An 18,914-nucleotide genomic window follows, 5' to 3' on the forward strand; every position below is an offset into this window, starting at 1 on the left:
GGTGTTGCCGCCATGCGAATCTGACCATCCGCCGGACTCGACGGCGTGCGCGGCAGCGCGGCGGAGCGAAGCGACGACGAGCTCGTGCCGGATCACAGAGTGATGCTGGGGCGGGTCGCCAGGCCGAGGTCCTCGACCGTCTCGAGTCGCTCGCACCACCACGACCGGGCCGTGTCGTGGACGCCGGGCCGGAGCGCCGCGTCGAGCGCCGGGACGGCGTCGGCGCCGGCCAGCTCCACGAGGACCGTGCAGCGGTCGTGGTCGGCGGCCAGCAGCCACCGGCTGGTCACGAACCCCGGCAGCCGCCGCAGCCAGGGCGCGACCTCGCTCCGCAGTCGGGTCAGCACCTCGTCGCTGCGGTCGGGGACGAGGACCAGGGTGGCCACCAGCGTCGTCATGACCCCAGCCTCACCCGCGCGGCGCGCGCGTACATCCGTGGCGGCTACGGACTCAAGGAATCGCCGCGCCCCGGGCGATGACTTCGGGCGGTGGCCGGGGTCACAGTAGGAGGAACGACGACGAGCGGAGGCTGGGATGACGACGATCCTCATGGTGGGGACGCGCAAGGGGCTGTGGGTGGGCCGCTCGGCGGACCGGCAGGACTGGCGGTTCACGGGTCCCCATCACGACATGGAGGAGGTCTACTCCTGCCTGGTCGACACCCGCGGCCCGGCGCCACGGCTGTTCGCCGGCGCCTCGTCGAGCTGGCTGGGGCCCCAGCTGCGCTGGTCCGACGATCTCGGCGACACGTGGCACGAGACGCCCAACGGGGCGGTGCGCTTCCCCGAAGGGGCGGGCGCCACCGTCGAGCGGATCTGGCAGGTCGTGCCCGGTGCCGAGGACGGCGTCCTGCACGCCGGCACCGAGCCGGGTGCGGTCTTCACCTCCCGCGACGGCGGGGCGAGCTTCGCCCTCGAGGAGGCGCTGTGGACCCACCCTCACCGCGCCGAGTGGGGCGCGGGCTTCGGTGGGCAGGCCTTCCACACCGTGCTCCCGCACCCCACCGACCCGGCGTCCCTGACCGTCGCCATCTCGACCGGCGGCGTCTACCGCACCACCGACGGCGGCGCCTCGTGGTCGCCGCGCAACCAGGGCATCCGTGCCGACTTCCTCCCCGAGGACCAGCGCTACCCCGAGTTCGGCCAGTGCGTCCACAAGGTGACCCGCCACCCCTCGCGGCCCGAGCGGCTCTACGCCCAGAACCACGGCGGTGTCTACCGCTCCGACGACGAGGGCGGGTCGTGGACCTCGATCGGCGACAGCCTGCCCAGCGACTTCGGATTCCCGATCGTCGTCCACCCGCACCGGCCCGACACGATCTGGGTGTTCCCTCTCGGCGGTGGCGAGCGCCGCTACCCGCCCGACGCGCGGGCCCGGGTCTGGCGCTCCGACGACGCGGGCGAGTCCTGGACGGCGTACGACGCCGGGCTGCCCGACGCGTTCTACGTCGGTGTCATGCGCGACGCCATGGGCGTCGACTCCCACGACCCGGCCGGGCTCTACTTCGGCGCCCGCAACGGCTCGGTCTGGGCCTCGGCCGACGACGGCGAGAGCTGGCGGCAGATCGTGGCCGACCTGCCCGACGTCATGTCGGTCAAGGTCGGTTCCTTCTGAGGCCGGGCTGATCCTGAAACCACCGGTTGGCGGTCAATGGCGCCGATCGCATCAACCAGGTTCATCCGATCCACACCATTGACGAGATCCCACCGAACTGGTGGGCTCATGCTGAGATCCCTCCGGGTGGCGTGGCCCACAGGCGTAGCCTTGGTCCATGCCCACCCTCCGTTCCGCGACGTCCACCTCGGGCCGCAACATGGCCGGCGCGCGTGCCCTGTGGCGCGCGACCGGCATGACCGACTCGGACTTCGGCAAGCCGATCATCGCCATCGCCAACTCGTTCACCGAGTTCGTTCCCGGTCACGTCCACCTGCGCAACGTCGGCCAGATCGTCGCGGAGTCGATCGTCGCCAACGGCGGCGTCGCCAAGGAGTTCAACACCATCGCCGTCGACGACGGCATCGCGATGGGCCACGGCGGCATGCTCTACTCGCTGCCGAGCCGCGAGCTGATCGCCGACGCGGTCGAGTACATGGTCCAGGCGCACTGCGCCGACGCGATCGTGTGCATCTCCAACTGCGACAAGATCACCCCCGGCATGCTGCTCGCCGCGCTGCGGCTCAACATCCCGGTCATCTTCGTGTCCGGTGGCCCGATGGAGGCCGGCAAGACGACCGCCATCGAGGGCATCGTGCACAGCAAGCTCGACCTGGTCGACGCGATGTCGGCCTCGGCCAACGACGCGGTCAGTGACGAGCAGCTCGACGTGATCGAGCGCTCCGCCTGTCCGACGTGCGGCTCCTGCTCGGGCATGTTCACCGCCAACTCGATGAACTGCCTGACCGAGGCGATCGGGCTGTCGCTGCCGGGCAACGGCTCGACGCTGGCCACCCATGCCAAGCGCCGCGCGCTCTTCGAGGAGGCCGGCCGGGTCGTCATGGACCTGTGCCGCCGCTACTACGAGGACGACGACGAGTCGGTCCTGCCGCGCAATATCGCCACCCGGGAGGCGTTCGAGAACGCGGTCGCGCTCGACGTCGCGATGGGCGGCTCGACCAACACCGTGCTGCACCTGCTGGCGGCCGCTCGCGAGGCCGAGCTCGACTTCAGCGTCCACGACATCGACGCCATCTCGCGACGGGTGCCGTGCCTGTCCAAGGTCGCGCCGAACTCGCCGAAGTTCCACATGGAGGACGTCCACCGCGCCGGCGGCATCCCCGCCCTGCTCGGCGAGTTGCGCCGCGGCGGGGCGCTCCACGAGAACGTCCACTCCGTCCACGCGGCCGACCTCGACGAGTGGCTCGGCACGTGGGACATCCGCGGGGAGTCGCCGTCGGCCGAGGCGCTCGAGCTGTTCCAGGCCGCCCCGGGCGGCGTCCGTACGACCGAGCCGTTCTCGACCGAGAACCGCTGGGGAACGCTCGACACCGACGCCGCCGAGGGCTGCATCCGCGACGTCGAGCACGCCTACTCCGCCGACGGCGGCCTGGCGATCCTCAGCGGCAACATCGCCGTCGACGGCTGCGTCGTCAAGACCGCCGGCGTGGCCGAGGAGGCCCTGGTCTTCCACGGCACCGCGATCGTCTTCGAGTCCCAGGACGCCGCCGTCGAGGGCATCCTCGGCAAGAAGGTGGAGGCCGGGCACGTCGTGGTCATCCGCTACGAGGGCCCCAAGGGCGGCCCCGGCATGCAGGAGATGCTCTACCCGACGGCCTTCCTCAAGGGACGCGGGCTGGGCGCGACGTGTGCGCTCATCACCGACGGCCGGTTCTCCGGCGGCACGAGCGGCCTCTCGATCGGGCACGTCTCGCCCGAGGCGGCCGGTGGCGGCCTGATCGCGCTGGTGGAGGACGGTGACCCGATCTCCATCGACATCCCCAACCGGAGCATCCACCTCGACGTCGACGAGCACGTCCTCGCCGAGCGCCGGGTGCTCCAGGAGAAGCGCGACAAGCCCTACACGCCCCTCGACCGCGACCGCTACGTCTCCGCCGCGCTGCGCGCCTACGCGTCGATGGCGACCGCCGCCTCCGACGGCGCCTACCGCCGCGTCCCGGACTGACCGGGGCTGATCCGGCGCATGGGCAAGGTGTACGAGCGGGTCGACGGGCGCCTGCGCGCCTTCGTCGAGCGGCAGCACGTCTTCTTCGTGGGGACGGCGCCGTTGGCGGACGACGGTCACGTCAATGTGTCCCCGCGCGGCATCCCCGGCACCTTCGGTCTTCTCGACGACCGCACCTTCGCCTGGGTCGACACGTCGGGCAGCGGCAGCGAGACGATCGCCCACGTGCGCGAGAACGGCCGCATCGTCGTGATGTTCTGCGCGTTCGACGGTGCGCCCAATGTCGTCCGCTTCCACGGCCGGGGACGGGTGGTGACGCGCTACGACGCCGCGTACGCCGCGCTCGCGGCCCGCTTCGACGACCTGCCCGGCGCCCGCGCGGTGATCGTGGTCGACATCGACCGGATCTCCGACGCCTGCGGCTACGGCGTACCGCTCATGGACTACGCCGGCGAGCGGGACCTCCTGCCGCGGTACTTCGGTCGCAAGGGGGTCGAGGGCTCCGCCGACTACCGGCGCCGCAAGAACCGCACCAGCATCGACGGGCTGCCCGCCTACGACTTCGACCCGCTCGACGAGTGGGGGACGCTCGCGGGGCTGGGCCGGATCCGGGTGCGGCTCGGGGAGCAGATCGAGGGCTGGCAGCAGCCGGTCGGCTACGGCCTCGCGCTCGACGGCGAGTTCGGGCATGTCAACGCCCCGGGCGGGATGCACGGTCTGCCGGCCGTCGTCCTGGCGACGGTCCTCAAGCACGACGGCTCGACCGCGACGCTCCAGGTGAGTCCGCAACAGCTCGACGAGGCGATCACCGCCCTCGCCCCGGCCGCGGCCTGCACCGAGGCCGACCACCCGAACCTCGCCGCCTGGCGGGCCCTCCGCGACGCGTACGACGAGCGCGGCGGCTCGATCGCCGCGGTCTTCGTGCGCGACACGACCGACCCGGTGACCTCCCCGGCCGACGCCGACCTGCGCGGGCGTTGGTGAGCGCTCCCCACCGCGTCGCCGCGGTCGTCATCGTGGGGCTGGCGCTGATCCTGGCCGCCGTCACCGACCCCGGGCACGGTGCGCGCGACGACTCCGGTGTGCTGCGGCTGCTGACCGCCCCGACGGCTCCGGAGTCCCCGCAGGGCGCCCAGCCCGCGTCTCCCGCACCGCCCGCTCCACCCGGGCCGCCGGCGCTCGGCGACGGCACGGCCCGCTGGCAGGCCGAGCGGGTGCTGCCGGACCGCGGGATGCTCGTGGCCTACTACGGCACGCCCGGCACCGGTGCCCTCGGCGTCCTCGGCGAGACCTCGCCGCGGAGGGCCTTCCGGCGGCTGCTGCGGGCGGCCGGCCCGTTCGAGCGCCCGGGACGCCCGGTGCGCCCGGTGTTCGAGCTGATCGTCAGCATCGCCGACGCCCACCCGGGCAAGGACGGCGATTTCAGCCACGACGTCCGCAAGGCTCAGGTCCGCCGGTACGTCGAGGCGGCCCGTGAGCTCGGCGCGCTGCTGGTCCTCGACATCCAGACCGGCCGCTCCGACTTCCTGACGGTGGCGCGGCGCTGGTCGTGGGCGCTCGAGGAGCCGCACGTCGGGCTGGCCATCGACCCGGAGTGGCGGATGCGGCGCCACCAGGTGCCGGGGCGCGTGATCGGCGGCGTCGGCGCGGGTGAGGTCAACCGGACCAGCGCCTGGCTCTCGGACCTCGTCGTCGCCCACGACCTGCCCGAGAAGCTGTTCATCGTCCACCAGTTCCGCACCTCGATGGTGCGCCACATCGGGCGGATCGAGCCGCGCGACGGCCTGCAGCTGATTCAGCACGTCGACGGCTTCGGCACCCGTGGCCAGAAGCTCGACACCTACCGCGCCGTCGCCCGGCCCGACATCTTCGCCATGGGCTTCAAGCTGTTCTACGACGAGGACGTCCACCGGATGGGCGCGAAGGCCGTCCACCAGATCCGGCCGCGCGTGCGGTTCGTGTCCTACCAGTGAGCGGAGCGAGCGACGACGATGGGCGCGACCAACGAGCACGGCCAGGGCGTCGGCGAGCCGGTGCCCGGCTGGGAGCACCGGCCGCGGCCGGAGCCGGTCGTGCTGCAGGGCCGCTACGTCGCCGTGGAACCGCTGTCCTCCGCGCGCTACGCCGAGCTCTTCGCCGCGACCTGCGGCGACGGCGACGCCGATCTGTGGACCTACCGGCCGATCCCGCGGCCGGCCTCGCTGCCGGAGCTGTGGATGCACCTTGCCGCGCACCTCGATGACCCGGCGCTGGTGACCTTCGCGCTCGTCCCGCTGGAGGGCGAGGCGGCGGGCACGGCGGCCGGCATCGCGTCGTACCTCAGGATCGAGCCGGCCCACGGTCAGGTCGAGGTCGGCGGCGTCCTCTTCGGCCGCGCTCTCCAGCGCACCCGTGCCGCGACCGAGGCGATCCACCTGATGATGCGGCATGCGTTCGACGAGCTCGGCTACCGGCGCTTCGAGTGGAAGTGCGACAGCCGCAACGAGCCCTCGCGCCGGGCGGCGCGGCGGCTCGGGTTCGTCGAGGAGGGCCGGTTCCGCAATCACATGGTCACCCAGGGCCGCAACCGCGACACGGACTGGTTCTCCGTCATCGACACCGAGTGGCCGGCCGTGCGCTCCGCTCACGAGCGGTGGCTGGACCCCGCGAACTTCGACGACGCGGGGCGTCAGCGCCGCAGCCTGGACCTCGTCGGCTAGGGACAGTTCGGCCGCGCCGGCCGCCCGGCGAGGCGGTCCTGGGTCCAGGCGACGACGTCGTCGTCGAGCGCCGAGCCCGCCTTCAGCACGCTCATGTGGGTGCCGCCCGGGTAGCCGTGGAACTCGACGTCGATGCCCTGGGCGCACAGGTCCGCGACGTAGTCCTGGTTGATCCGGAACGCGATGACCTCGTCCTGCTCGCCCTGTCCGACGAAGAGCGGCGCCGCCCACGGCCCGGCCGGGATGTTCTCCTCCAGGCGTCGACCGAACCGGCCGTCGAGCGCGCCCGACCGGATCAGCGGGGTGTCGCGGGCGACCGAGAGCCCGGTGAGGATGGTGACGAGCGTGCCGCCCTCGCCGGTGCAGCGCGAGGCCGCCTCCCGGATCAGCGTCCGCGCCGATGGCGGCGCAGCATCGGTCAGGCTGAGGTCGGCGTAGTAGTCGGCGTACGCCTGGGCCACGAAGGCGATGCCCAGGCTCGCGCCCAGCGCGCCGGGACGCGCGGCCACGCGGTCGGCGATGGCCCGCGGGTTGCTGGCGGGCGACAGCGCGGCCGTGCCCACGACGTCGAGGTCGGGCGCGTACGACGGTGCGAGCTGTCCCGCCCACAGGGCGCCGTGACCGCCCTGGGAGTGTCCCCAGACCACCGTCCGCCCGTCGAGCTCCACCCCCTCGACCTGTCCGGCGGCGCGGGCCGCGTCGAGGACGGCGCGGCCCTCGCCCTCACCGACGAGATACGGCGTGGCGCCCTCGGCGCCCATCCCCGGGTAGTCGCTCGACACGAATGCCCAGCCGAGCTCGGCGAGACGGTCGGCGCCGGGCTGGTGATCGGGCGTGAGGACGTCCGGGCCCGTGGACGGCGCACAGGCGCGGGCGATGCCCACCGTGCCGTGGGCCCAGGTGACGAGGGGCAACGGCCCCGTGGCCCGCTCCGGCACGGCGAGGACGCCGGTGCTGGGGATGACCTCCCCGTCCGCGTCGGTGGTCGTGTAGTAGATCCGGGTGCCGGTCATGCCCCGCGGCAGGTCGCCGTCGTACGGCGCGGTGCGGATCAGCACGCCCGGCTCGTCCGGCAGCGCCGCGGGAGTGTCGTAGAACCCGTCGAGCACGGGCGCCCCGTCGCGCAGGGTGTGGCTGACCCACGCGGTCCCGACCGCCGCCGCCAGGACGGCGGTGGCCAGCACGACCCGCAGGACGGTCCGGGCGCGACCGGGCGGACCGGGGACGCGTCGACGGGGGCCGAGCAGCCCGCGGACGAGGAGGGACGTGCCGAAGACGGCCGTCCGCCCGCCGAACAGGATGCCGACCACGATCAGGGTCGCGTCGGGCCAGGTCAGGGCGAGGACGCCGAACAGGATCTCGGCGAGGCCGACCAGCGCGCCCACCGCGAGGGTCCAGGTCCGGCCCCGGGCGAGGCGGAGCACGGCGAGACCACCGGAGACCAGCAGGACCACGCCGGCGGCCGGGGCGAAGAGGTCGACGTCGCGGCCCCACCACGCCAGCCCGGTGAGGCCGGCGAGCAGCCACCAGACGCCGGTGGCGACCCGGAACCGGTCGGCACCCTCCCGCCCGTCCTGCCCGTCCTGTTCGTGGGTGCGGTCGGCGAGCTCGGCGAGGCCGGACAGCAGACAGCTCACCGCTAGGTAGATCCCCAGGAACCCGACCGCGGTCAGCGGCCGGACGAACAGGAACAGCCCGAGGGCGAGCAGCACGGCACCGACGACGGCGAGCACCCCGCGGGGCGCGCCGGCGACCAGCCAGGGAGCGGCCCGGAAGCGGGAGCGGGACGGTGGGGCTGCGGGCTCGGTGGGGCCGGTCGTCACGGGACGAACCTAGTGGTCCGCCCGGGTCAGCGGCCACGGCCAGGACCGGCGGTCCGAGCAGGGCGGACGTACGACGCGGGAGTAAGTTCTCCACAACGGTCGAGGGTGGTCGCGGCCCCTGTCGGAGGGTGCTGCTTGAGTCGACCCATGGATCAACGGATCAGCTTCCTCACCCTGGCGGTGGACGACCTCGACGCCAGCCGGCGCTTCTACCGCGACGGTCTCGGCTGGACGCCCGAGCTCGACGTGCCGGGCGAGGTGTTGATGTTCAAGGCGGGCCAGCTCCTGGTCCTGTCGTTGTGGGAGCGCAGCCATTTCGAGGCGGAGGTCGGAGCGACGATGACCGGCCCCGGCGTCGCCCCGCTGACCATCGCCCACAACCTGCCGACACCGGCGGGCGTCGACGAGGTGCTCGAGGCGGCGCGCGCGGCCGGCGCGTCGTTGGTGCACCCGGCCGAGCAGCGCGACTGGGGTGGCTACTCCGGCTATTTCGCCGATCCCGACGGCTACCGGTGGGAGATCGCCTTCAACCCGGGTCCGGTGGGAGAGGTGGTGCTGCCCTGAGCCTGGAGCACCGGTGCGCCGTGAGCCAGGCGACCAGCTCGCCCACCTGACGCCGCGCGACCGGGCCAGTCCGGCTCGCTTCCGTTGACTCGCTGCGGGGGTGGTGTCCGTCCACACTGGGAGATGTGGCCGACGCTCCGGCAAGCGAGCTGCTGACCGACGTCGTCGGCGGCCTGCTCGCCGATCTCCGCGGCGGACGGGGACCGGCGCTCGCCGACGAGCCCGACGCGGTCCACCGCCTGCGCACGTCGGTCCGCCGGCTCCGCAACGTGCTGGCCGCCTTCGGGGGCTACGTCGAGAAGCGGCCGGCCCGCCTGCTGCGCGACCGCCTGGCGTCGTACGGCGCGCTGCTGGGCGCCGGGCGCGACCTGGAGGTGCGGGCGGAGGACTGTCGGCGGGTGCTGGCGCAGGTCGGGCGTCCCGACCTGGAGCCGGTCCTCGTCGCCCCGCTCGTGGCCGCCCACGACGGCGCCCACGCGGTCCTGGTCGAGTGGCACGCCACACCGGACGCCACCGCCCTCGATCGTCTGCTGCGCGACTGGGCGCGGAGCGTGCCGCTGACCTCGCGTGCCGACCGACCGGCCGCCACGGAGGCAGGGCGGGTCCTGCGACGCGAGATCCGGCGGGTCCTCGATCGCGCGGCGGAGGGCGAGACGTCGCACGAGGTCCGCAAGGCGGCGCGCCGGCTGCGCCACGTCGCGGATGCGGTGGGCACCGACGAGGCGGCGCGGCCGGGCCGGCTGGGCAAGGACATCCAGGGCCGGCTCGGCGATCACCGCGACGCTCTCCTGCTCGCCGGGCACCTCTGGTCGGCCGGCGCGCCGGCGGTCGTCGTCGCCCGCGTCGAGGCGTCCGCGAGCCGGGCGCTCGACGGCCTTCCGGAGGCGCTCGCGGCCCTCCGCGCCGTGGACGGAATCTGAGACCGGCGTCTTGCGATCTGGGACGAAGTGCGACACTGGTTCGACGGCACGACGTGCGGCGGCTACGGTGAGTCCATGCTTGACCTGATTCTCGTACCCTCCGGACGCGCCAGCTGAGCCTGACCAGGACTTCCGTCAGACGAACGCCAGCGCGTCCACCCCTCGTTGCCCAGCAACCGAGGGGTTTTTTGTTGAGTACGACGTAGCCACCACAGCAGAGACAAGGAACGACTCGGATGAGTGAGCAGCAGGCCTCGGGCGCCGATTCCCAGGCAGAGGGCATCACCGGAGCACAGAGCCTGGTCCGGTCCCTCGAGGCAGCCGGTGTCACCGACATCTTCGGCATCCCGGGCGGCGCGATCCTCCCGGCGTACGACCCGCTGATGGACAGCAGCATCCGCCACATCCTGGTTCGTCACGAGCAGGGCGCGGGCCACGCCGCCCAGGGGTACGCCGCCGCTTCGGGCAGGGTCGGCGTGTGCATGGCGACCTCCGGCCCGGGCGCGACCAACCTGGTCACGCCGCTCGCGGACGCCCACATGGACTCGCTCCCGCTGGTCGCCATCACCGGCCAGGTCGGCGCCTCGCTGATCGGCACCGACGCCTTCCAGGAGGCGGACATCCGCGGCATCACGATGCCGATCACCAAGCACAGCTTCCTCGTGACCGACCCCGCGGAGATCCCGACCAAGGTCGCCGAGGCGTTCCACATCGCCTCGACGGGGCGGCCGGGTCCGGTCCTGGTCGACGTCACCAAGTCGGCGCTGCAGTCCACCACGTCGTTCCGGTGGCCCACGCAGCTCAACCTGCCGGGTTACCGCCCGGTGACCCGGCCGCACGCCAAGCAGATCCGCGAGGCGGCGCGGCTGATCCTCGAGTCCCGCAAGCCGGTCCTCTACGTCGGCGGCGGCACCATCCGCTCCGGCGCGTCCAAGGAGCTGCTGGCCCTCGCCGAGCTCACCGGCATCCCGGTGATCACGACGCTGATGGCGCGCGGCGCGTTCCCCGACAGCCACCCCCAGCACCTCGGCATGCCCGGCATGCACGGCACCGTGGCGGCGGTCGCGGCGCTGCAGAAGAGCGACCTGATCATCAGCCTCGGCGCCCGCTTCGACGACAGAGTCACCGGCAACCTCGACTCGTTCGCGCCCGGCGCGAAGGTCATCCATGCCGACATCGACCCCGCCGAGATCGGCAAGAACCGCTTCGCCGACGTGCCGATCGTGGGTGACGTCCGTGAGGTGCTGGTCGACCTGGTCACCACCCTGCGCACCGAGCAGGAGGCCGGCAACACCGGCGACTACGAGGGCTGGGTGGCCTTCTGCGCCGGGGTGAAGCAGAAGTACCCGCTGGGCTACGACCGGCCGGCCGACGGCGGCCTCGCGCCGCAGTACGTCCTCGAGCGCCTCGGCGCGATCTCCGGCCCCGACACGATCTACACCGCGGGCGTCGGCCAGCACCAGATGTGGGCCGCCCACTACGTCGGCTACGAGCGCCCCAACACCTGGATCAACTCGGGTGGTCTCGGCACCATGGGCTTCTCGGTCCCGGCGGCGATGGGCGCGAAGGTCGCCATGCCCGACCAGACCGTGTGGTCGGTCGACGGCGACGGCTGCTTCCAGATGACCAACCAGGAGCTCGCCACCTGCGCGATCAACAACATCCCGATCAAGGTGGCGGTCATCAACAACGAGTCGCTGGGCATGGTCCGCCAGTGGCAGACCCTGTTCTACAACTCGCGCTACTCCAACACGGACCTGCACACGGGCCCGGACCGGCGCATCCCCGACTTCGTCAAGCTCGCCGACGCCTACGGCTGCGTGGGCCTGGCGTGCGAGTCGCCCGACGATGTCGACGCCACCATCCGCAAGGCGATGGAGATCAACGACGTCCCCGTGGTCGTCGACTTCCGGGTCCACCGCGACGCGATGGTGTGGCCGATGGTCGCCGCCGGCACCAGCAACGACGACATCAAGTACGCGCGGGACCTCGCGCCCCAGTTCGACGAGGACGATCTCTGATGGCGAAGCACACCCTGTCCGTCCTCGTCGAGGACAAGCCCGGCGTCCTGGCCCGGATCTCGGCGCTGTTCAGCCGTCGCGGCTTCAACATCGAGTCCCTCGCGGTCGGCCCGACCGAGCACGCCGAGATCTCCCGGATGACCATCGTCGTCAACGTGGAGTCCTCGCCGCTGGAGCAAGTGACCAAGCAGCTCAACAAGCTGGTGGAGGTCATCAAGATCGTGGAGCTCGACGCGTCCGCGTCGGTCACCCGCGAGCTGGTGCTCGTCAAGGTCGGTGCCACCGCCGAGAACCGTGGCGAGGTCCTCGACGTCGTCCAGCTCTTCCGGGCGAAGGTCATCGATGTCGCCTCGGACGCGATCACCATGCAGATCGTCGGCAACGACGGCAAGATCGCCGACTTCCTGCGCGTGCTGGAGCCCTTCGGGATCCGCGAGCTCGTGCAGTCCGGCATGGTGGCCATCGGCCGCGGACCGCGCTCCATCTCGGAGCGCGGCAAGCCCGTCGCCGTCCCGGTCCCGCCGGCCGCCCACGCCTGAACCACTCTCGCAGTCCAGCACCATCCCAACCATCATCACCGAGCCCAACCAGCCCCAACCAGCAAGGAGAAGCCCGACGTGGCTGAGATCTACTACGACGACGACGCCGACCTGTCCCTCATCCAGGGCAAGCACGTCGCCGTCATCGGTTACGGCAGCCAGGGCCACGCCCACGCGCTGAACCTGCGCGACTCCGGCGTCGACGTGCGCGTCGGCCTCAAGGAGGGCTCGAAGAGCCGCGCCAAGGCCGAGGAGGAGGGCCTGCGGGTCCTCACCCCGCGCGAGGCGGCGGAGGAGGCCGACGTCATCGTCATCCTCGCCCCCGACCAGGTGCAGCGTCACCTGTACGCCGACGACATCGCGCCGGCGCTCGCCGAGGGCGACACCCTGGTCTTCGGCCACGGCTTCAACATCCGCTTCGGCTACATCCAGCCCCCGGCCGGCGTCGACGTCATCCTCGTCGCACCGAAGGCCCCGGGCCACACCGTGCGCCGCGAGTACGTCGCCGGCCGCGGCATCCCGGACATCATCGCCGTCGAGCAGGACGCCTCGGGCAAGGCCTGGGATCTCGCGAAGTCCTACGCGAAGGGCATCGGTGGCACCCGCGCCGGCGTCATCAAGACCACCTTCACCGAGGAGACCGAGACCGACCTGTTCGGTGAGCAGTCGGTCCTCTGCGGTGGAGTCTCGCAGCTGGTCCAGTACGGCTACGAGACCCTCACCGAGGCCGGCTACCAGGGTGAGATCGCCTACTTCGAGGTCCTCCACGAGCTCAAGCTCATCGTCGACCTGATGTGGGAGGGCGGCATCGCCAAGCAGCGCTGGTCCGTCTCCGACACCGCCGAGTACGGCGACTACGTCTCCGGCCCGCGCGTCATCGACGCGCGCGTCAAGGAGAACATGCAGGCCGTCCTCGCCGACATCCAGAGCGGCGCGTTCGCCGAGCGCTTCATCGCCGACCAGGACGCCGGTGCGCCGGAGTTCGTGGCGCTGCGCGAGAAGGGTGCCCAGCACCCGATCGAGGCCGTCGGCAAGACCCTGCGCTCGCACTTCTCGTGGGCGCAGAGCGACGACGACTACACCGAGGGCTCGGCCGCGCGCTGACCCTCCTCGCGGAGTCGAGCCTGCCGCGACGTCATCCGTACGACACCCCCGGACCCGTCAGGGCCGGGGGTGTCGGCGTCGGGTGGCACCCACGGCGTCGGCTGAGCCCGCCCGCACGCAGGGGCCGGGACCGGCGACGGCTCAGCCGCTGAGCACGAGTAGCACGGCGCCGGCGCCGACGAGGGCGACGCCGCCCCACTGCAGCGCCGACAGGCGCTCACCCAGCAGCGTGACGCCGAAGACCGCGACCAGGATGACGCTGAGCTTGTCGACCGGTGCGACGAGCGACGCGTCACCGAGCTTGAGGGCCCGGAAGTAGCAGATCCAGGACGCTCCGGTGGCGAGTCCGGACAGGACGAGGAACACCCAGGTCCGGGCGCTGATCTCGCCGGGGGAGTGGAACTTGCCGAGCGTCAGCAGGATCAGGCCGAGGGTCAGCAGGATCACGATGGTGCGGATGAAGGTGGCGACGTCGGAGTCGATCTCCTTCACGCCCACCTTGGCGAAGATCGCCGTCAACGCGGCGAACACCGCCGACAGGATCGCCCAGAACCACCAGGTCGAGGTCAGGTCCACAGGAGCTCCGTAACGTCATTCGTTCCGTGGGCTCTAACCCACGGAACGAATGACGTTAGCGCAGGGAGACGTCAGTGGAGCGCGATCGTGACGCTCGTCCCCTTCGCCGCGGCGTCGGCGGTGGCGACCTGATCGCCGTACTGGCCGCCCGCGACCGGACCGCCGGTGTCGGCCACCAGGGTGTCGACGTGGCCGCCGCCGGCGCCGATCAGCCGTTGGCGCAGGGTGGACCCGGCGGGCTCGGTGAAGGCTGTCGTCGTGGACGAGCGGTCCGACCAGACGGTGACCACCCAGTCTCCCGGGGTGGTCACCGCCGGGCTGTGGTGCGCCGTGGTCGCGGTGGTCTCGCCGCTGCCGGCCATCGCGACCACCGGGCCGCTCGCGGACGTCCCGGAGTAGGCCAGGACCACGAGGCTCGCCTTGACCGCGGTGGCGCCGAAGCCGACCGAGACGTTGCGCCCGGCGTCGTCCGGCGCCGCGACCCGCTGCCAGACGACGGTGGTGAGCGCGTCCGTGGCGGCCGGGGAGCCGACCTGGGTCCAGCCCGGTGGTGCCGCCGGCACCGCGGTCGTGGCCGCCGAGACGACGGCGACCAGGCCGTCGCCCGCCTGGACCGTGGCGGGGATGGGCGTCGCGACGCTGGTCGCGTTCGTGACCTTGCCGGTCGCGTCGCGGAACCCGACCTGACTGGTGCCGCCCTCGATGACGACCGGCTGGGTGCTGGTGCCGGTGGCGCCGTCGTCGTCGGTGACGGTGAGGGTGACGTCGTAGGACCCGGGCGCGGCGTACACGTGGTCGGGACGCGCGCCGGTGGCGGTGCCACCGTCGCCGAACGTCCAGGCGTACGACGTCACGGTGCCGTCCTCGTCGCCGGACGCCCGGCCGTCGAAGGCGCATGTCTGCCCGGAGCAGGAGCTGGCGAAGGATGCCGTCGGCGCCAGGTTGGCGAGCGGCCCGAGGAACATGGTGCCGCTGGACCACTGGGGGCTCGCGTCGATCCCGGTGCCGCTCACGCGGGTCCACGAGCCGCCGACCACGCCGTCGGTGACCGGCAGGCGCCAGAGCTGGTTGGTCGACATGCCGGCCCACAGCTGCCCGTCGGCATACACCAGGTTGCGGACGTCCTGGAGCAGCGGGAAGGTCGACGACGCCACCGTGAACTCCTGCGCGCCGAGGACCATGCTCTCCGGCGAGAACCACCGCCAGAACACCTTCCCCTGCAGTTGGCGGGTGTAGTAGAGGCGCCCGTCGGCGTACGCGAGGCCGGTCACCGAGGACATCTGCCCGTACAGCCCGGGCACGCGGCCACGGTAGGTCTGCGATCCGCCGCTCGTGGTCACCGTGCTCCACAGCGGGTCGTTGTAGGGGTCGATCACGGTGTCGGGGCCGAACGCCGTGCCGTCGAACGTGCGGTGGTGCAGCTTGCCGTCGGTCCATCCGTAGACCAGCCTCGAGCCGATCATGAACGCGCCGCGCGCGTTGCTCCAGTTGCCCCCACCCGTCGTGGTCACCGTTGTGGGCGGGGTCGCGGAGCTGCCGGTGAACTGGCGAGCCGTGACGGTCGTGCCGGACAGGCGGTACAGGCTGCGGGGGAGGACCGGATCGGCCTGGGCGACCGGTGCGGAGCCGCCCTCCACGGGGAAGAAGGCGAGCCGCTCACGGCGGTACTGGCTGTTGCCGACGTACTGCGTGTCACTGCCGACGTAGAGGCCGTTGTCGGTCGCGAGCAGCTCCTCGGCACCGACGCCGCGGGGGTGCCGGCCCGGGTTCCACGAGAGCGGTACGCCGTTCTGCGGGTCGAGTGCCGCGAGGCCGGGACGCGGCACCTGCCCGGCCTGCTCGTCGGAGCCGCTCTGGATGGCATTCATCCACTTCTGGTGCCCGCCGACGTAGACGGCGTTGTCGGCGACGGCGACCGAGAGCAGCGAGTCCGCGCCGGTCGCGGCCTGCCAGGTGGGCTCGACGGCCTGCCCGGTGACGGCGACGTCGAAGCGGGCCGCGGAGTCGCACAGCGTGCCGTTGTAGCCGGCCCCGCTGGTCGCGATCACGAAGTAGGCGCCGTCGGGGGAGAAGTCGACGTCGCGCATGTAGGAGTCGAAGGCGTTCTTCTGGCAGGCCGGGGTGTAGCGCAACGTCTTCCAGTCGGGATCGACGTACGCGTTGTCGGCACCGAGCCGGATCAGCATGACCTGATCGCGGTCGAGGCCGTCGGCGTGCTTGAAGTTGCCGATCGCGACCACCCGGGAGCCGTCCGGGCTGGCGGCCAGCTTGGCGACGCCGACCGGCGCCTTCGCCGTACCGGAGGGCCAGTTGTGGTTGGTGTCGACCGCGACCTTCAGGTAGTCGTCGACCGCGCCCGTCGTCGCGTCCAGCGAGGCCAGGCCGGCCCGGGGCAGCGTGGCCACCGTCGTGAAGCTGCCTGCCAGCAGCAGCCGGTTCCCGACCAGCGCGATGTCGAGGATCCCGCCGTTGGGGCTGGGGTTCTTGAAGGCGGTGACCAGCGCGCCGGTGTTCGTGTCGATCTTGATGATGTTGCGGACCTTGGCCGTGCCGGCCAGCTTGAAGGTGCCGGCGACGTAGAGCGCCGTGCCGTCGGCGGACGGCACGAGTGCGTTGACGCTGCCGTCCAGGGCGGGCACGAAGGTCGGGTCGACGACGCCCGTGACCCGGTCATAGGCGAAGAGGTACGGCGTCGGTAGCGGTGCGCTCGTGCCGGGGTTCTGCGTCACGGTGAAGGTGCCGCCCACGAACACCTTGCGCCCGACCTCGGCGATCGCCAGGGTCCTGCCGTCGAGGATGTTCGGCGTGGTCGCCGGCACCACGGACGGGATGAGCGGCTGGTGGGCCGGCTGCGCCAGGGCGGGTGGCCCGCCGCTCGTGACCAGGGTCAGGGCGGTGGCGGCCGCGGTCAGCAGGACCGCCAACTGGATCCGGATCTGACGGTGTCGGCGCACGGTGCTCCCCAGGTTGCTCGGCCCGAGACGACATCCGACGGTGACACGATCCCGTGGCGCGCGACTCACCCATCTTGGGCATCTACCCCATCGACCCGGCTCAGACTGAACCCGAGATGGCGCCGACCCGGCTCAGACTGAACCCGAAGTCGAACTGACCCGGCGCAGATTGAACTTTCGAAAGTTCAATCTGCGCCGGGTCGGTGCACCCTGCGGTTAAGTCTGAGCCGGGTGGGGCTACTTGACCTCGGAGCGGAGCACCAGCCGCGTCCCGATGAGCAACGGCAGCGCGATCCACAGGGCCGAGGTCACGGCGAGCTGAGCCCACTCCTGGCCGCCGAGGCCGCCGTCGAAGAGCAGGAAGCGCGACTCGTTGGGGTCGAACCAGCCGGAGTTGTCGGCCCACCACTCCTGGGCGGCGCCGAGCGCACCGGACAGGCCGGGCAGCACCAGGTTCATCACGAAGTAGCCGACGATCGCGGCGGGGGAGCTGCGGAAGAGCAGTCCGAGCGCGAAGCCGAGCAGCATGCCGAGCTCGTTGGCCAGCACGATCTGCGAGAACGCGCCGAGGCTGATGTCCCACTGCGTGTCCGACCCGCTGATCACGGCCGTGAGCAGGTTGCCGAGGGCACCGACACCGAGCGCGACGAACATGGAGACCGCACCGATGGCGAGGGTGTTGACCAGCTTGGCGCCGAGCACCCGGCTCCGGTGGGGGACGAGCGTGAAGGTCGTCAGCGCGGTGCGCTGGCTCCATTCGCTGGTCACCGCGAGCACACCGATGATCGGCAGCACGATCGACATGGGGGAGCCGATCGCGGCGGCGAAGTCCTCGAAGCTGAGCGTGTCGCGATCACCGAAGATGATCGTGGCCCCGGTCGCGATCACCGAGAGGATCACGATGCTGGCCATCAGCCAGAAGCCGGACCTGGTGTCGAACATCTTGCGCAGCTCGACGCGCAGCACCCGCCGGAAGGGCGTCGGAGCCGGCGCGGGACGGGTCCGGGTGGCGGTGGTGGCGACGTCCGGGACGGCGTCGACGGTCGTGGCGGTCATGCCGCTGCTCCTTCGGTGGTCGAGGTGTGGTTGACGGTCTCGCGCTGGCTCTCGGCGGTCAGGGCCAGGAACATCTCCTCCAGGCCCGCCCCGTCGGCGGCCCGGAGCTCGGTGACGGCGATGCCGGCGGCGAAGGCGGTCTGGCCGACCCGGGTCAGGTCGGCCTCGGCGAGCACCGCGCCGCCGGACGTCGGACGCGCGGTGATGCCGGCGGCACCGAGCGCGGTCGCGAGCGCCGCGCCATCGGCCGCGCGCACCAGGGTGCCGGCACCGGCCAGCAGCTCCTCCTTGGTGCCCTGCGCGACGATCCGGCCGTTGCCGATGACGACCAGGTCGTCGGCGACGACCTCGATCTCGTGCAGCAGATGCGAGGACAGCAGCACGGTGCCGCCCTGGTCGGCGAAGTCGCGCAGCAGGTCGCGCATCCAGCGGATGCCGGCGGGGTCGAGGCCGTTGGCGGGCTCGTCGAGGATCAGTACCTCGGGGTTGCCGAGCAGCGCCGTGCCGATGCCGAGCCGTTGCCGCATGCCGAGGGAGTAGTTGCGGACCCGACGACTGGCCTCGTCGGGCGTCAGGCTGACCCGCTCCAGCATCTCGTCGACCCGGGCGCGGGGCAGGCCCATGGTGAGGGCGGCGATGGTGAGGATCTCCCGCCCGGTACGCCCGGCGTGCTGGGCCGAGGCGTCCAGCAGGACGCCGACCTCGCGCCCCGGGTCGGGCAGGTCGGCGAACCGGCGTCCGAGGAGCCGGACCTCGCCGGTGCCGGGGGCGGTCAGGCCGACCATCACCCGCATGGTGGTGGACTTGCCGGCGCCGTTGGGCCCGAGGAAGCCGGTGACGCGGCCGGGCCGCGCGGTGAAGGAGACGTCGTCGACGGCGACGAAGCTGCCGTACGACTTGCTGAGGGACTCGACGGTGATCATGACCCGAAGCCTGTCGTCGCGGCCCCCCGCGCCGCTTCGGGCAGATCCCTTGACCCGCCCCTGAGCCGACCCCGACGGCCCCTAGGGGAAGCAATCAGGGGTACGCCGGGTTGGAG

Annotated in this window: 16 protein-coding genes; 10 read left to right on the forward strand and 6 right to left on the reverse strand. The window is 72.1% G+C overall.

The genetic code is table 11. The annotated features are described in order from the left end of the window. Positions 1-92 precede the first annotated feature (92 nt). Entirely contained in the window at positions 93-398 is a 306-nt protein-coding gene (locus RB608_RS01655; protein ID WP_308086038.1) for a hypothetical protein, read from the reverse strand. 136 nt (positions 399-534) lie between these two features. On the opposite strand from RB608_RS01655, the gene RB608_RS01660 reads away from it, so the two are divergent. The 5 genes from RB608_RS01660 to RB608_RS01680 all read left to right on the forward strand — a co-directional run bounded on the left by RB608_RS01660 (position 535) and on the right by RB608_RS01680 (position 6,318). Beyond that, a complete protein-coding gene (locus RB608_RS01660) occupies positions 535-1,614 on the forward strand; it encodes an exo-alpha-sialidase (RefSeq protein ID WP_308086039.1) in 1,080 nt (359 codons plus the stop codon). Between the two features lie 157 nt (positions 1,615-1,771). Further along, positions 1,772-3,619, forward strand: coding sequence for a dihydroxy-acid dehydratase (ilvD, locus tag RB608_RS01665; protein ID WP_308086040.1), 1,848 nt, complete (start codon positions 1,772-1,774; stop codon positions 3,617-3,619). 18 nt (positions 3,620-3,637) lie between these two features. Further along, on the forward strand, positions 3,638-4,603 hold the full coding sequence (locus tag RB608_RS01670) for a pyridoxamine 5'-phosphate oxidase family protein (RefSeq protein WP_308086041.1): 966 nt from the start codon (positions 3,638-3,640) through the stop codon (positions 4,601-4,603). After that, entirely contained in the window at positions 4,600-5,592 is a 993-nt protein-coding gene (locus tag RB608_RS01675) for a hypothetical protein (RefSeq protein ID WP_308086042.1), read from the forward strand. The genes RB608_RS01670 and RB608_RS01675 overlap by 4 nt, the downstream gene beginning before the upstream one ends. A gap of 18 nt (positions 5,593-5,610) precedes the next feature. Continuing rightward, complete coding sequence (locus RB608_RS01680; protein ID WP_308086043.1) at positions 5,611-6,318, forward strand: GNAT family protein; 708 nt, start codon at positions 5,611-5,613, stop codon at positions 6,316-6,318. Here the strand turns inward: RB608_RS01680 and RB608_RS01685 are convergent. Next, the gene (locus RB608_RS01685) at positions 6,315-8,141 is read right to left on the reverse strand and encodes a lipase family protein (RefSeq protein ID WP_308086044.1); all 1,827 of its coding nucleotides are present in this window, start codon (positions 8,139-8,141) and stop codon (positions 6,315-6,317) included. The genes RB608_RS01680 and RB608_RS01685 overlap by 4 nt on opposite strands. Positions 8,142-8,288: 147 nt before the next feature. Between RB608_RS01685 and RB608_RS01690 the strand changes: the two genes are divergently transcribed. From RB608_RS01690 to ilvC, 5 genes are all read left to right on the forward strand, one after another. Further along, a complete protein-coding gene (locus tag RB608_RS01690; protein ID WP_308086045.1) occupies positions 8,289-8,705 on the forward strand; it encodes a VOC family protein in 417 nt (138 codons plus the stop codon). A 125-nt stretch (positions 8,706-8,830) separates the two neighbouring features. Further along, entirely contained in the window at positions 8,831-9,625 is a 795-nt protein-coding gene (locus RB608_RS01695) for a CHAD domain-containing protein (protein ID WP_308086046.1), read from the forward strand. 236 nt (positions 9,626-9,861) lie between these two features. Continuing rightward, the gene (locus tag RB608_RS01700) at positions 9,862-11,646 is read left to right on the forward strand and encodes an acetolactate synthase large subunit (RefSeq protein ID WP_392390954.1); all 1,785 of its coding nucleotides are present in this window, start codon (positions 9,862-9,864) and stop codon (positions 11,644-11,646) included. Beyond that, positions 11,646-12,185 (forward strand): acetolactate synthase small subunit, encoded by a 540-nt coding sequence (gene ilvN, locus RB608_RS01705; RefSeq protein WP_308086047.1) that lies wholly within the window; start codon positions 11,646-11,648, stop codon positions 12,183-12,185. Before RB608_RS01700 ends, ilvN begins: the two co-directional genes overlap by 1 nt. Before the next feature lie 78 nt (positions 12,186-12,263). Beyond that, positions 12,264-13,289: a ketol-acid reductoisomerase gene (gene ilvC / locus RB608_RS01710; RefSeq protein ID WP_308086048.1), complete on the forward strand. Its 1,026-nt coding sequence runs from the start codon at positions 12,264-12,266 to the stop codon at positions 13,287-13,289. A 141-nt stretch (positions 13,290-13,430) separates the two neighbouring features. Here ilvC and RB608_RS01715 read toward each other — a convergent pair whose 3' ends face one another. The 4 genes from RB608_RS01715 to RB608_RS01730 all read right to left on the reverse strand — a co-directional run bounded on the left by RB608_RS01715 (position 13,431) and on the right by RB608_RS01730 (position 18,798). Next, positions 13,431-13,859 (reverse strand): EamA family transporter, encoded by a 429-nt coding sequence (locus RB608_RS01715; RefSeq protein ID WP_392390964.1) that lies wholly within the window; start codon positions 13,857-13,859, stop codon positions 13,431-13,433. Positions 13,860-13,936: 77 nt separating this feature from the next. After that, positions 13,937-16,819, reverse strand: a complete 2,883-nt coding sequence (locus tag RB608_RS01720) for a PKD domain-containing protein (RefSeq protein WP_308086050.1) — start codon at positions 16,817-16,819, stop codon at positions 13,937-13,939. Positions 16,820-17,056: 237 nt separating this feature from the next. Further along, the gene (locus tag RB608_RS01725; RefSeq protein WP_308086051.1) at positions 17,057-17,875 is read right to left on the reverse strand and encodes an ABC transporter permease subunit; all 819 of its coding nucleotides are present in this window, start codon (positions 17,873-17,875) and stop codon (positions 17,057-17,059) included. Next, positions 17,872-18,798, reverse strand: a complete 927-nt coding sequence (locus RB608_RS01730; protein ID WP_308086052.1) for an ATP-binding cassette domain-containing protein — start codon at positions 18,796-18,798, stop codon at positions 17,872-17,874. Before RB608_RS01730 ends, RB608_RS01725 begins: the two co-directional genes overlap by 4 nt. Between the last annotated feature and the right edge of the window lie 116 nt (positions 18,799-18,914).

It is taken from the genome of Nocardioides sp. LHD-245, from assembly GCF_030929495.1.
GTDB lineage: Bacteria > Actinomycetota > Actinomycetes > Propionibacteriales > Nocardioidaceae > Nocardioides.

What these genes read in the sequence shown, in the direction of transcription:
- RB608_RS01690 (WP_308086045.1), top strand. Translation starts at nt 8,289, where the DNA reads ATGGATCAACGGATCAGCTTCCTCACCCTGGCGGTGGACGACCTCGAC.
- RB608_RS01680 (WP_308086043.1), top strand. Translation starts at nt 5,611, where the DNA reads ATGGGCGCGACCAACGAGCACGGCCAGGGCGTCGGCGAGCCGGTGCCC.
- RB608_RS01655 (WP_308086038.1), bottom strand. Translation starts at nt 398, where the DNA reads ATGACGACGCTGGTGGCCACCCTGGTCCTCGTCCCCGACCGCAGCGAC.
- ilvD (WP_308086040.1), top strand. Translation starts at nt 1,772, where the DNA reads ATGCCCACCCTCCGTTCCGCGACGTCCACCTCGGGCCGCAACATGGCC.
- RB608_RS01670 (WP_308086041.1), top strand. Translation starts at nt 3,638, where the DNA reads ATGGGCAAGGTGTACGAGCGGGTCGACGGGCGCCTGCGCGCCTTCGTC.
- RB608_RS01725 (WP_308086051.1), bottom strand. Translation starts at nt 17,875, where the DNA reads ATGACCGCCACGACCGTCGACGCCGTCCCGGACGTCGCCACCACCGCC.
- RB608_RS01660 (WP_308086039.1), top strand. Translation starts at nt 535, where the DNA reads ATGACGACGATCCTCATGGTGGGGACGCGCAAGGGGCTGTGGGTGGGC.
- RB608_RS01730 (WP_308086052.1), bottom strand. Translation starts at nt 18,798, where the DNA reads ATGATCACCGTCGAGTCCCTCAGCAAGTCGTACGGCAGCTTCGTCGCC.
- RB608_RS01700 (WP_392390954.1), top strand. Translation starts at nt 9,862, where the DNA reads ATGAGTGAGCAGCAGGCCTCGGGCGCCGATTCCCAGGCAGAGGGCATC.
- ilvN (WP_308086047.1), top strand. Translation starts at nt 11,646, where the DNA reads ATGGCGAAGCACACCCTGTCCGTCCTCGTCGAGGACAAGCCCGGCGTC.